The 12,292-nt window shown below is 53.4% G+C and carries 12 protein-coding genes and 1 pseudogene; 1 reads left to right on the top strand and 12 read right to left on the bottom strand.

Annotated features, from left to right (window positions below):
- Window positions 1-22 precede the first annotated feature (22 nt).
- The 6 genes and pseudogenes from P3S72_RS12730 to P3S72_RS12705 form a co-directional block, all read right to left on the bottom strand.
- On the bottom strand, window positions 23-493 hold the full coding sequence (locus tag P3S72_RS12730) for a hypothetical protein (RefSeq protein ID WP_276197600.1): 471 nt from the start codon (window positions 491-493) through the stop codon (window positions 23-25).
- Window positions 465-2,507, bottom strand: a complete 2,043-nt coding sequence (locus P3S72_RS12725) for a hypothetical protein (protein ID WP_276197599.1) — start codon at window positions 2,505-2,507, stop codon at window positions 465-467. Before P3S72_RS12725 ends, P3S72_RS12730 begins: the two co-directional genes overlap by 29 nt.
- On the bottom strand, window positions 2,500-4,224 hold the full coding sequence (locus P3S72_RS12720) for a site-specific integrase (protein ID WP_276197598.1): 1,725 nt from the start codon (window positions 4,222-4,224) through the stop codon (window positions 2,500-2,502). The genes P3S72_RS12725 and P3S72_RS12720 overlap by 8 nt, the downstream gene beginning before the upstream one ends.
- Complete coding sequence (locus P3S72_RS12715) at window positions 4,217-5,554, bottom strand: site-specific integrase (RefSeq protein WP_276197597.1); 1,338 nt, start codon at window positions 5,552-5,554, stop codon at window positions 4,217-4,219. Before P3S72_RS12715 ends, P3S72_RS12720 begins: the two co-directional genes overlap by 8 nt.
- Window positions 5,555-5,589: 35 nt before the next feature.
- Window positions 5,590-5,910: pseudogene (locus P3S72_RS12710) on the bottom strand (DNA polymerase V subunit UmuC); the annotation flags it as partial.
- Window positions 5,903-6,328: a S24 family peptidase gene (locus P3S72_RS12705; RefSeq protein ID WP_034154886.1), complete on the bottom strand. Its 426-nt coding sequence runs from the start codon at window positions 6,326-6,328 to the stop codon at window positions 5,903-5,905. The gene P3S72_RS12705 and the pseudogene P3S72_RS12710, both read right to left, overlap by 8 nt.
- A gap of 95 nt (window positions 6,329-6,423) precedes the next feature.
- Here P3S72_RS12705 and P3S72_RS12700 point away from each other — a divergent pair, with 95 nt between their 5' ends.
- The gene (locus P3S72_RS12700) at window positions 6,424-7,122 is read left to right on the top strand and encodes an SOS response-associated peptidase family protein (RefSeq protein ID WP_276197596.1); all 699 of its coding nucleotides are present in this window, start codon (window positions 6,424-6,426) and stop codon (window positions 7,120-7,122) included.
- A gap of 61 nt (window positions 7,123-7,183) precedes the next feature.
- Here P3S72_RS12700 and P3S72_RS12695 read toward each other — a convergent pair whose 3' ends face one another.
- From P3S72_RS12695 to P3S72_RS12670, 6 genes are all read right to left on the bottom strand, one after another.
- Entirely contained in the window at window positions 7,184-8,317 is a 1,134-nt protein-coding gene (locus P3S72_RS12695) for a tetratricopeptide repeat protein (protein WP_276197595.1), read from the bottom strand.
- A gap of 346 nt (window positions 8,318-8,663) precedes the next feature.
- Complete coding sequence (locus P3S72_RS12690; RefSeq protein WP_276197594.1) at window positions 8,664-9,458, bottom strand: DNA adenine methylase; 795 nt, start codon at window positions 9,456-9,458, stop codon at window positions 8,664-8,666.
- Window positions 9,459-9,606: 148 nt separating this feature from the next.
- A complete protein-coding gene (locus P3S72_RS12685; protein WP_276197593.1) occupies window positions 9,607-10,119 on the bottom strand; it encodes a lysis system i-spanin subunit Rz in 513 nt (170 codons plus the stop codon).
- Entirely contained in the window at window positions 10,116-10,625 is a 510-nt protein-coding gene (locus tag P3S72_RS12680; RefSeq protein WP_276197592.1) for a glycoside hydrolase family 104 protein, read from the bottom strand. Before P3S72_RS12680 ends, P3S72_RS12685 begins: the two co-directional genes overlap by 4 nt.
- 58 nt (window positions 10,626-10,683) lie before the next feature.
- Entirely contained in the window at window positions 10,684-11,031 is a 348-nt protein-coding gene (locus P3S72_RS12675; protein WP_276197591.1) for a hypothetical protein, read from the bottom strand.
- Window positions 11,031-12,251, bottom strand: a complete 1,221-nt coding sequence (locus P3S72_RS12670) for a hypothetical protein (RefSeq protein WP_276197590.1) — start codon at window positions 12,249-12,251, stop codon at window positions 11,031-11,033. The genes P3S72_RS12675 and P3S72_RS12670 overlap by 1 nt, the downstream gene beginning before the upstream one ends.
- Window positions 12,252-12,292: the final 41 nt, after the last annotated feature.

Here is a 12,292-nt window from a genome sequence, read left to right as displayed (position 1 = left end):
AGTTGAACACCTGGGTCAGTTTTCAGTCGGCAGAACGACTTTTCTTCCTATGCCCAAGTAGTACAACGTTCGGGCCCGGAATCGTCCGCTCCAATTCGGCAATGCGATCAAGCAACTCAAGAATGGTGGCGTCAGCTTCGGTCAGTAGGCTGGCAAGGTGATCGCGTTGCTGTACGACATTGTCTATTCGCTCCCGGAGGCTGCGGTTCTTTTTTCGGGCTGACGCTCTTACCTGATGCGCGGATTCTGGTCGGTTCTCAATATGGTCTTCGAGGTACTTCTGAATTTCAGCAATGAGTGTGGGGAAGCGAGCTTTTTTTAACGCTGATGGATCGCTCCCAGCCTCTTTGGCCACATTGTTCTGACTGATTAGGGTACCCTTTGGCACGCGCTGAGGCTCATCATTTTTCAGGCGCTCAAATGCTGCACGATAGAGGTCTCCAGCGCTGATGCGCTGGATGGGATCAGCTAATGGAGGCTTGATCGATGACATTGCGATAATTCTCCGCGCTTCGTTTCTGGGCATTCAATGAGTCTCGCAAGGGGCTTCCAACTGGGGCGCTAGCCATACGATCATCCAAGACGCGTTCAAGCTCACTCACCATATCAAGTCGATCTCGATCATAAAGCACGTCAGAGCACGGCCTTGGTTCTCCTGCGATATCACCACCTCCACAGTGGGCAATGCTATCAATGCCACCGTAGGGGCATGGCTCGCGGCTGGAACACACGCCGAGTATTATCGGGCGATAAACGATGGCGCCTTTTTTACCAAGTTGAGTCATTTTTTCAACGTCGCGGGGCTGAATCAGTCGAACAATCTCAGCCTTCCGCTTCTCGCCATGTGGACTGATAAACCGGTCTGTCACCAGCAGTTGCAACTCTCGACCCAATGTCTCGTACATGGTACGGACGTAAAGCGTGTGGGACTTTTCTTCCAGCCGAAGGTGTGAGAAATTTTGCCCATAGTAAAAGCTCATCGCACGGGTGATGTGTTTCAACTGAAACTGTAAGGACGCATCGCTTACGAGCCCTGAGGCTTGCATGTTGACGGCGCCTGTGCGACGCAGTTGATGCCATGCCAATGGCCAGATTCTCCCTACTGCAAACTCTTCCGGTAACGCTGGGTTCACCAAGCGCGCCAATTCCAGGTCACGTGGTGTGATCCGCAACTGTTCAGGGTCGAAAACCTTGGGGCTGGCTCCAAATGCTGCGAGGTAATTGATAATCGAGGGCCGAATGGCTCGGTTCATCGTTTGCCTGACGGGTATCCAAGGCTCGTTGGCATAAGCGATCAGAAAATGGTCTTCCCCAATCGGCGCAGGCGTTTTACATGGATCGTAATCGAACCCCTCGGCGCGAAGCTTGGCCACCGCAGTCATCGCCTCCACCGCTATTTTCGCTGAAGGAGATGTGACCCAGAAGGTGTCGGAATCTGAGGTTGTCTTGGTTGTTCGACCGCGTAATAAAGTGATTTCACCGAAGCGAGGGTCTTTCTCCACGGTTAGGCAATTCGCTTGTAAATTCCAGGCCTCCTCTACGCGCATAAGGCTGAAATTCAAAAGGTAGGCTAACCCTGCGCGGGTGACGACGGTTAAGTAACTCGACAGGGCCTTTATCGTAAGTGTTGAACCATGAGTTCCAGCCCAACGCTCAAGAACCTCAGCAATACCAAATTGGCTCGCGGTATCGGCAAAGGGGCCATGAAAACGCCGACCGGAATAACTCCCATTGCAGCCGTCGGCGGGCCATTGAAAGGGGGCAACGACGGCAAATCGGGTCTTGGGGGTCGCGAGTAGATTGTGGTGATAAGCACTCAAACAAAACCGAAAGCATGCTTCAATTTTTTCTTGGTGCACCAGAAAGTCATCAAGGCACTCACGTAAACGGGTGACTTGGTAGCGCCAAATGCGTGGAGGTATGAAAGGCGTTTGGCGTGTCTCGTGATTCGGTAGCGCGGCTTCGAGCCGGGTCAGAGACTTTCGATCAAGAATGGTGAAACCTAATGTTTCTCGACGTTCATACAATTCGTGCAGCAACATCAGAAACTCTCTAGCCCGAGATGATTGCAACACTTCAGGGATTCGGTCTGCAATACGCGGAAAACGGCTTAGTTCAGAAGCGAGAATTCCTTCCTGCGCGCAAAGGGCAAACAAACGGCGCATCTGATCGAAGCGGGTTTTGATTGTTCGATGCCCACGAGCGCCGTTCGGGCCATATAGCCACCACCCAATGATTTCCCTTAATAGATTGGCGTTCTGGCTGTCGATGGGAGCGGCCATTTTTTTAATAGGCCCGTCACCAAAGTTCAATGTCAGGGGTACTCCAGCCCACGGGTCTAATCGCCAGATCGGATCACCCCATCGGCTGATCACATTTCCGTTGGCATCAATGACTACGGGCCAATCGCCTTTCGGAGGCCAGCAGGGTGGGCGATAATTGGGGGCATCGGGCACCGCCAGTACAGATTCAATGGCAAGACCCATCTTGGGTAGCAGATTATCCATAAAGGTCCTTCCTGTGAATTTCGACCAGCCGAATGAACCCGTCCCAAGCGGGATGATAATCACCTTCTCTAATGCGTGCCTGAGCCTCTGCAACCCACTCTTTTCGCACTGAACTGCTGTCCTCAAAAAACTTCAATTTATCTGTCAGTCTCTCAACTGTGATCAAGGCTGGCTGCTTGATGTGTACAGGTTTTACCGGAGGTCGGTACCTCGCCAACTCAAGCAGTTTGAGGTGACGAAAGCTGCTGAGAGACCACACATGATCTTCGCTCTCGATATCACGATGATGCGTACAAAACAGGCAACCTGCCGCGTTTATGCAGTCAGGTCTGGAAGCCTCATCTGGTATGTCTGATATTGGTTCCGGGATGGGTTGTACACAGGAACCTGGCCCAGGCGGTGAGATGGCGGGATCATTTTGTTGATGGAAACGAGTGATTTCCACCATCGCCAATTGAGGATGAGGGTCAGCGTACACTCGTATGAGTGTTTCGACTGAGTGCTGAGCCAGTTCTGCTGTTTGCTTCGGGTTGAGGGTTTCTCGGAGCAGCCAATTGACTCGCGTCCCGCGCAATTTAGCCGGACGAACCAGCGAGATCTTCAGTGACTTACAGACACGGGTTAGGCAAGTGAATTGAGGAGGTTCGCCATCAATACGGCTGTTTCGAATGAGCGGAAACAATAGTGTTTCTGACTCATCCGAAAACCAGCTATTGCGCCACTTCAAATATCGTTCGAACCAGTCCCTATAGTCGGAAAAAATCTCAAAGATGACTTCCCCATGCCGACGGTTTTTATAAGAGCGCACTTGATAGCCATCGAGGTGGCTGGTGTAGTGGTATTGATCCATCCGCAGCGTATGTGCTTGTTGAAGATTCATGCCCGTCTGGGCAATGAACATCAATAGTTCTGCCTCAATACGCAGATTCAACACAGATAATCGGGTGCGCAAAGAAGGTTCTGCCTCCCGCGCAGCGCGCCTGGCCAGAGCGCTTTTTTCCAATTTCGCTGGGCGCACGCCATTTGGCGCCACACGAGGACGCGCTTGGAGGCCGCACCATTGCTCCAGTTTCTGCCCCGAACGAAATGCTACGAGAACAGGGATTGGCCCTCTCGTTACCTCAAGCGTCAGTGCATTGCAGATATCGGCCAGGGTATTGCCGAATGCGAAACTCTCCTGGAGATTTTGTTTGTTCACGTGTGATGTGTGCAGTTTCCCTCTGCCGCGAGGCTTTCGGATACGCGTTTCTTTTATCAGGCTGGCGTGACGGTTCAAGACGTTATCGAACAGTGTCGCTGTCACACTGGCAATATCGTAAACCGACCTTTCACTTACGCTGCGCTCGACTCGGAGGCGACGCAATTGATGATCAGCCCACTGCAAGAATGTGTCGCTGATGGAGTCTAGTGATAGGCCTAGTTTTTCCCTGTCAGCCCAGGCGAAGAACCGGCGTAGGCACTGCACTTTGTTTTCGACCGAAAATCGACTGCCACCTCTGACGAGGTCATCTACCAGATTTGAATGTAATCGCTGCACTAGCTCGATCCGATCTAACATTAAATTGCCAACTTCATTCTGGGCAATTTTGATCGCGGCTGATTTTTTGTATAGGGCCGCTCCACCAAGGTAGAGAAATGGCTTCAAGTCCCATGGGGTCTCGGTCTTCCCATAAGCGAGCATCGGAAACGAGAGGTCAATATCCGGTTGCTTATCCATCGTGCTGAGCCACCAGTGAAGAGTGGATTCCAGTAAAGGAGGCCAGGAAACTATCGGCGAGAGCTTGTTTGATCGGAGCTGCCTGGATGAACTTGATGTACTTGAACGTAGTCGCCTCCGAGTTGGGACCGTGCAACAGAGCCTTTCCCACGACAGAGATCGCGATTGCGACATCGCTACACGCACTTAGAGCCAAGCGGGCCAATTCAGTCCCGAATGTGCAGCGAGACTGGTGAAAATGGAATGAGCGAAGGGCTGGGACACCAGCGGCGATACCTGCTTTTCGAAACGATGACATTTCTACGTTGACTGCCGATGATTGATCTGACCCCCTGCGCCCATAGGGATTTCCGAAGCGTGTCAGAAAGAGCAGATCTCGATTCTCTGGCGTTGCTGCCGCTTCTCGCCTTATCCGTTCAAGAGTCTTGGCATACTCCAGCAACTCATCACGCAGGGCTTCGGGTATCCAGACCTGGCCACTGACATTGAACTTCGTGTGAACCGGCGGCGAAGCACCTGCCCCCAACGCCATACATAACAGCCCTTGGGCTGATGGATCTGGAATTGCTCGTTTCAGCGTTTCAATTTTCAGGTCGCAAATACTGCCAAGGCGCATTCCAGTAAAAAAACCAAGGCAAAGCATGAGATACAACTCACGGGTGACCTCAGTTTTGGCAAGGTTGAGAATTGCGTCGCGATCAGCCGCCGAGACCGGTAACAATCCGTCTTCCAGTGCTTCCCCCAACCGAGCGCGATTAGGAATACCAAGATCTGTAGTGACGCCGTTCAGTGAGCGCTCGAATCCAACGTGATCGAAGTATGTGATGAAGTATGGTTTCTCACGCCAGAGAGGCAGATCCGGCGATAGTAAACCTTTACCTTTAACCCACCGATAAAACATGACGCAGTTGCGCATGTACTCTGATGCTGTCGATGGGCTGAGTTGACCCGAGTCACGCATCCTGATTAATGCGCCGCGATACCGCACCAAGCACCGATCAGCCTTCCGCATGGGGAAGGTCAGCCAATGCAGTTCGTGGTGCTCTAGGAATCTTGCGTAGTTCAGCAGGCCGTTCATGTTGCTTGCAACGGTCTTCAGTGAGGTATCACCAATGCTGATACGCTCTACTGCCCAAAGATTAGCCTCCCTCCAAGGCTTGCAGTCAGCCCAGAAGATCTGTGGCACTCCCTCGATAGCAGGTCGACTGCTACTGGAGTGGTATTGAGGCTTGCCGGCTATGAGCTCAACGTAGTGTGGCACGTAGCTGATGCGTTCAAGCGTGGCCAAAATGATCTCCCGTAAACTAACTCGATGTCCATACAGTAGCATGCTATGCCTTGGGCGTCCGTACCACTCAACTTACTCTTATCGATGCTGTAAACCTCGACTGCTGGAACCATCGACTCGATGATGGTCATTACCCGCTCACTGATATCGCCATACAGCGCATAGTTCGACGAGAAAGCGACGATGCCGTGCTGCCGGAGTTTTTCCTTGATCTGGAAATACGGCTCCCCCATTTTCACGAAGGGCTTGGCGTCGTAGCTCCGTGCAATGACGCAGCCGTCATTGTTTGAAAGCACAACAATCGGGACCTTCGCAAGATCCGGGCGGAAGACGCGCTCGCAACTGGCGTAGAAACTATTGCAATCGATAAGACCGAATACCGGCGGCACTTTAGACATGGCTGCGCACGCTGCCGATGATGACACCCCAGATAGCCAGCTCATCACCTTCCAGTACATATCGAGGCGGGTACTTGGGGTTCTCTGACAAAAGGATTACGTCCTTTCCCCTAATGCACAGGCGCTTGCACAGAGGATCATTGTTCAACAGCGCCACAACGATGTGACCATGGGCCGGCTCCAGCGAGCGATCTACCACAGCCAGGTCGCCGTCAAAGATTCCTGCCCCCTGCATGCTTTCCCCGGTGATTTTCACCAGGTAGACATGCGGCGCGCGGATGTTCAGCACCTCATCCAGGGAGATGTGTGCCTCAATGTGATCCGCCGCCGGCGAAGGAAAACCAGCCGGCACTTGGAACAGACATAGAGGCAGCTTCCGGCCTACCTCTGCAATACGGCCTAAAATTGAATAGCTCACGACGCACGACTTCCGATACTGTACGAATGTACAGTTAACTTTCAGAAGCGCTTGCGGTCAATTTTTGTAGGAGATATCTGATAGGCGGGCGAGCTATGTGCGGACGACTTTCACAATACGACGGCATCCACGACTTTGTGGCGGCGCTGAGCATGCCCAACGCGCTGGTCAATAACACCGGCGACCAACCCTTCGAGCGCTACAACGCCGCTCCAACCGCCCAGCTGGCGATTTTCCATCAGGAAGGTCAGTACCTGCACGCCGACATGGTCCGCTGGGGATGGCGCCCACACTGGGCGAAGGATCGCGCCGCACCGATCAACGCCCGGGTAGAGAAAGTCGCCCATGGCCCCTTCTTCCGCGCAATCTGGCCGCACCGGGCGATCATTGCGATCAACAGCTGGTTTGAATGGGTGGATGAAGGCGGACCCAAGAAGCAGCCCTACTTGATTCGCCGGCGAGACCGGGCGCCGATCCTCTGCGCCGCCATTGGACAGTATCCCAGGGCCGAACATCCACCCGGAGAGCACGACGGCTTTGTGATCATCACGGCAGACAGCGCCGGCGGCATTGTGGACATTCACGACCGGCAGCCCGTGACGCTTTCACCGGAATTGGCTCGCGAATGGCTAGACCCGGCCACGCCCAAGGAACGTGCCGAGCAGATGGCGCTGCTGCAGGGTGAGCCTACCGAAGAGTTCGAATGGTTCAAGGTAGACCCAGCTATTGGTAATGTTCGAAATCATGGATCCGAATTGATTCAACCAATTCCGGAATCAGACCGACGGGATTGAAAAGGACAAATTTGACAGGGCATAGGATTAACCTGTACCCCGAAAAGACCTTACTGACAAATTACTTCTTATCAAGATAATCCTGAATCATCGCGTTTAAGTTAACTCCAAGCCCCGCCACATTTGGATTAAGGGTCACATACCTATTAATCCTAGCCAAAATAGAATTCGCGTTAGCCGACTTTTTCCCAACCTGAAGCTCATACAACGCTACAATCAACCCCTGTATTAAATCTTTGAAATAAGGGTCATTAGTAGAGATCCCTTTGATCAATTCCAAAGCATCTCCGACATCTGACGTATCTTTTGTCACCAACGCAACATCACAGCGAACGATTGCATAGTCGAAGTGGTTATGTCTATTCATCACCGCTGGAACGAGGACATCCAATATTTCTTTGGCTCGATCATGACGCCCCAAGGCGAGCTGTACTCTAGCTAAGTAGATGCTAGCCAGATCAGTAGACTCTACCAAAAGCGATCTATGATAAAGTTTCTCAGCCATATAAAACTCGCCAAGTAGGTGGTAGCACTCACCAACTTGCATCCAAATCTCTGCTATTGCATTGCTTTTATATCTTTCCTCATCAACTTCAGCGACCAATAATTCAATCGCTTTTTTCAGCATCACATTGTCTTTGATAATTTGTCCAAGCTGCATTACTGCCATGCCGAGAAGCCTACGACCATGGACATCCCTTTTTTCAACTGGGAGATTTTCGTATTCATCTATAGCCTCCCGTGCAAGTTTTTCAGCACGCCTAGGCTCATTCAATAAGAAATACTGCATTGCCACCAGAAAACGATAATGGAAACGTGATGACTCCGAATCTGTTAACTCAGTTATTCTAGTAGCCGCGTTTACGATATCGATATGCCCAAAACTTTCTTGATGCGCATCAAGATACACTTCGAGCAGTTCAGAACTTTGTATGTCCTTCCATTGATACTTAGCAAGCACGGCCCGTGCCGCGCCATAGTCATTTTTTGTTACCATATGGAAGAGTGCCTCCTCACAAGACACACACCACGTCCATCTGACATCTGCAATCGCGCCCGACAACTCACCAAGCATAGTAGGATATAAATCAATGATTCCGCATTCACCATAAAGAAATCGGGCGTTTTGCACCAAATCATGCATAGCCCTTATATCTACACTTAATATCCAGCCATCGTAATCCTTGAGCTTCATTAAGGGGACCGTATGAGCAAAATGACACAGCCTATACCAAGTTATTTGAGCGCGAAGATATCTCAACTCTTGCGCAGGAGAACTGAAAGATTTATTCTTTTCAACAAACTTATGCTTGGGCCATTCACTCTTACAGCAATTATCATACCGTTCCGCCGAACCACAGAAACAGTTTTCGCGGCCTTTTGGTTCAAAGCTATTTAGTGAATTCCGCATCAAGCTGTCTCTGTAGTTTTAGCCGTCCACTACAATAATGAAGATAGTATGCTTATTCAAGCGCTCCCGAATTCAGCGACGCGGTTGAACATACAGTTCACCATTCGGACAATCCTAAACACCTACTCGACTAGAAAAGTTGACCTAAGCTCGCTGGCTGCCAGTTTATGATCACCAGCTCGCCGCTGACTTCAGCCTTACATTGGCGCTGATTCGTGTTGCTGTAGCGAATGTCCAAGGTCTCGAAATGGAAGCCTTCGAACACGCGGCGGATGTCCGGGTGGTCATTGATGCTGACCATCACCTTGCCTTTGCAGCGGCGCATGAAGCCGGCCATTCGTTCATAGTTCTCGAATGGAAAGTCCACGCCATAGCCGGCGGTCTGCCAGTAAGGCGGATCCATGTAATGAAAGGTGTGAGCACGGTCGTAGCGTTCAGCGCATTCAAGCCATGGGAGGTTTTCAACGTAGGTGCCAGACAGGCGCTGCCAGGCGGCCGAAAGGTTTTCCTCGATTCGCAGCAGGTTGATCGCCGGGCCGGTGGTTGCGGTACCAAACGTCTGCCCGGTGACCTTGCCAGCGAAGGCATGGTGCTGCAGGTAGAAGAATCGCGCGGCGCGCTGGATGTCGGTGAGGGTTTCAGGGCGGGTCATCTTCTGCCACTCGAACACCTGGCGGGAGCTGAGCGCCCATTTGAACTGACGCACGAATTCTTCCAGGTGGTTCTGCACGACGCGGTACAGCGTCACCAGGTCGCCGTTGATGTCGTTTAGGACTTCAACCTGCGCGGCCTGGGGACGCATGAAGTAGAGCGCGGCGCCGCCGGCAAAGACTTCGACGTAGCATTCGTGGGGTGGGAAGAGCGGGATAAGGCGGTCGGCCAGGCGGCGTTTGCCGCCCATCCAAGGGATGATGGGTGTGGACATATAAAGCAAGACCTTTGCTGTATGGATAAACAGTGCTAGGCTCGCTCCGCTTTGTGCACGAAGCAGGAGCCTTGGCTGGACTTGCAGGGACGTTCTGCGGGGAAGGTGGCCGGATTGGATGTTGACGCATCCTGCCCGGCCGCTCCTTTTACTTCTGTGTAGAGACTTCTTTTGCGTAGGCCTGACAGGCCCGCAGCGCGATCAGTCCTTGGTCCCCGTCACCGGTGATGGCGAGAATTCGTTGAGCATGCGCTGGGTCAAGTTGGGCTCGCGCGGCTCCATGAACCACGCCGACGGCGCCGGGGGCGGCAGGCACGTTGCAGCCACCGGCTGAATCAGCCGCGTCGAGAAGGACTGACAGCCGGACATCAGAACTGGCAAGACGATCGCGCAGAACAGCCTGGTTGCGTTGAGCATCGGATAATTCCCTGGTGTGTTGTTGGTCCTGGCCGGCGAGCTGCTGCTCCAGGGCCAGGCGCTTGTCGGTCTCGGTGCGCGCTTGGGCGGCGGCGGCATTGGTGATATCCGCCAGGTCATCCTTGTGCAGGCCGGCCTGCTCGGAGAGCTTCTTGCCCATGCGCCAATCCTGCACCTGCCAGGTGCCGGCGGCGCTGACGGCCATCGCCAGCACGATCGCGGCCAGGATCTGCCCGGGCGTCACGACATCACCCCGCCCGCCAGCCGGTACTGCTTCAGCAGATCATCCAGGCGGTGTTCGCGCTGCCCGTATCCCGCGCCGGGCAGGCTGGCCCAGATGTTCCGGCACTTCGCGATAGCCGTTTCGATCCGCCCGGCCACCACGTCGGGCAAAGCACGGCACTCGCGGATGTGCTGCAGCGCCAGAAGGTCTTGGCTGATCGGGCTGAAGTCCGGCAGCTTGAGCAGCGCCTTGTAGTGCGGCCAGTCCTTCAGCATCTGCTGGTATCGGCCGGAAGCATTGGACGTCAGCCCCTTGCTGTTGATGACCTTCGACGCGCGCCCCTTGGCGAACGGGTGATCGGTGAAGTCTTTGAAGACCTCGGGCTTACGATCGGCGCCAGTGACGATCACGTCGTAACCATCCATGGCAGTGGCCGGAGATGTGCTGGTGCCCTCGGACCAGGCGAGCATGTCGAGGAACGCCAGCACGTTGCGGCCGCCGGCGAGTGATTCGGAAAGTCGTGCCATTGCTTTTCTCCAGGCAAAAATAAACCCGCTCATGGCGGGTGGTGGTGTTCAGGGGCTATCAGGTGGGAGCTACGGGGCGCTTGGTGCTGTCGGGAAAATCAGGGTTGTCGGCGGTCCACTTGCGCAGTGCAAGCCAGTACTTCTGCCACTGCTGAGCGGTACCAGGGATGTCTTCCCCGCCGTACTCGATGGCGGTTACGTTCTGCTGGGCCTTGGGCATCTCTACTTCGCGCCACACGTTTTCGATCTCGGACAGCTCTTGCATTGTGGGCACGTATGGCGGCGGTACATATTCGTCGCGCCTAATAACAGTACCTCCGAATGTTTTTACATACTCAAAAATGTCTATACCTTCAGCAACAGCAGTTACACTCCCATCACTACCAACAATAATGAAATCATCCATCACACCCATTCTCCAACAACAATAAAAGTGGCTGCGCCGTTTGTCGAGTCAATAAGAACCGCACTTCCCGAGACAGAGCAGTTATATAGTTTAATAGAGCTTGTTGCTGTTCCAAGAACATCAGCGGCAAGTTGTAAGGCATCAAAGTATGACGTACCCCCTCTTTGAGCTGCAGTACAAAATACTTTATACCCAGCCTTTACTTGTGCTGGTAAGTTAATAAAGAAAGTCCCGACCTGACTTCTTGTTATAGATACTACATTATTAGAATTGCTCAAAGTTGGTGTTGTGGTAACAGTAAATGTACCACCAGCAATGATTTGGTTAGCGGGGATAATGCTAGTCTTCAATTGATATTTATTAAGCTCTGTAACCAAATCAGACTGCGCAGAAAGCGTACCCGAAATTGCGCCCCATGCAGCACCTGTTGGCAGTGGAACCCAAGTACCTGCGCCGCTCAAAACTTTCAGCCGGTCAGCAATCGATGGGGCTGGAACCAGGCCTTTCACACCGGCAACGCTTGCCGTTGCACCCACGAGTGGCGCCAGCCCCTGCCGCATCCTGTCGAAGCCATCCGCAGTGAGTGCGCGTAGCGACGTAATGTCGTTGTTGTCACCGCTGGCAGCTTTGCCAGTTGTAACCTCTTCAGCGTGCGCAGCAGACGCTGCTGCGGCGGCTGCAGATGCAGCGGCAGCTTGCTGCGATTGGACGCTCGAATTCTTGGCTGTCTCTGCTTGATCAGCGGCCGCGCCGGATGTCTGCGCCGACGATTCACTTTGCTGAGCCGCCAATTGTGCAGCGTCCTTGTTGTCAGCGGAGAGTTCAGCAGCAGAGGTTGCGATGGCAGCCTGCTCGGTGGCGACAACCTTGGATTGACCAGCAGATTCAGCGGCCTCGGTCGCGGCTGCCACCTGCTCCTGCATATCGGCAACGCCGCTGGCAATCACCTGAGTGGCTGCTCTCAGCGCATCAGCCGAGTCCTTGACGTACCCCTGCATCGGCGCAAGCGAGTAGTCGCCGGCCGCCACCGTGGCGCCCTGGTAATTCGGCGCGATCGACAGCGCCGTATCGCTGGCGATATTGGTGACTTCGTACCATCCGCCATCAGGCCCACGAAAGGCATCGCCAACGCGCGAGTTCGCGATGAACGACGTGCCGGTACCGATCACAGCATTGCTGCCAGACATGACACTAGCAGTCCCGGCTTTGTACCAACCCATATTTTTCTCCAGACAATAAAAAACCGCACAAAGCGGTTACA

Source organism: Pseudomonas sp. D3 (genome assembly GCF_029320995.1).
Taxonomy (GTDB): Bacteria; Pseudomonadota; Gammaproteobacteria; order Pseudomonadales; family Pseudomonadaceae; genus Aquipseudomonas; species Aquipseudomonas paraveronii.
This window is presented reverse-complemented; position numbering and strand designations above follow the sequence as displayed.

Coding starts and splice junctions, on each gene's coding strand:
- P3S72_RS12730 (WP_276197600.1), bottom strand. CDS start 493: ATGTCATCGATCAAGCCTCCATTAGCTGATCCCATCCAGCGCATCAGC.
- P3S72_RS12725 (WP_276197599.1), bottom strand. CDS start 2,507: ATGGATAATCTGCTACCCAAGATGGGTCTTGCCATTGAATCTGTACTG.
- P3S72_RS12720 (WP_276197598.1), bottom strand. CDS start 4,224: ATGGATAAGCAACCGGATATTGACCTCTCGTTTCCGATGCTCGCTTAT.
- P3S72_RS12715 (WP_276197597.1), bottom strand. CDS start 5,554: ATGCTACTGTATGGACATCGAGTTAGTTTACGGGAGATCATTTTGGCC.
- P3S72_RS12700 (WP_276197596.1), top strand. CDS start 6,424: ATGTGCGGACGACTTTCACAATACGACGGCATCCACGACTTTGTGGCG.
- P3S72_RS12695 (WP_276197595.1), bottom strand. CDS start 8,317: ATGAAGCTCAAGGATTACGATGGCTGGATATTAAGTGTAGATATAAGG.
- P3S72_RS12690 (WP_276197594.1), bottom strand. CDS start 9,458: ATGTCCACACCCATCATCCCTTGGATGGGCGGCAAACGCCGCCTGGCC.
- P3S72_RS12680 (WP_276197592.1), bottom strand. CDS start 10,625: ATGGCACGACTTTCCGAATCACTCGCCGGCGGCCGCAACGTGCTGGCG.
- P3S72_RS12675 (WP_276197591.1), bottom strand. CDS start 11,031: ATGGATGATTTCATTATTGTTGGTAGTGATGGGAGTGTAACTGCTGTT.
- P3S72_RS12670 (WP_276197590.1), bottom strand. CDS start 12,251: ATGGGTTGGTACAAAGCCGGGACTGCTAGTGTCATGTCTGGCAGCAAT.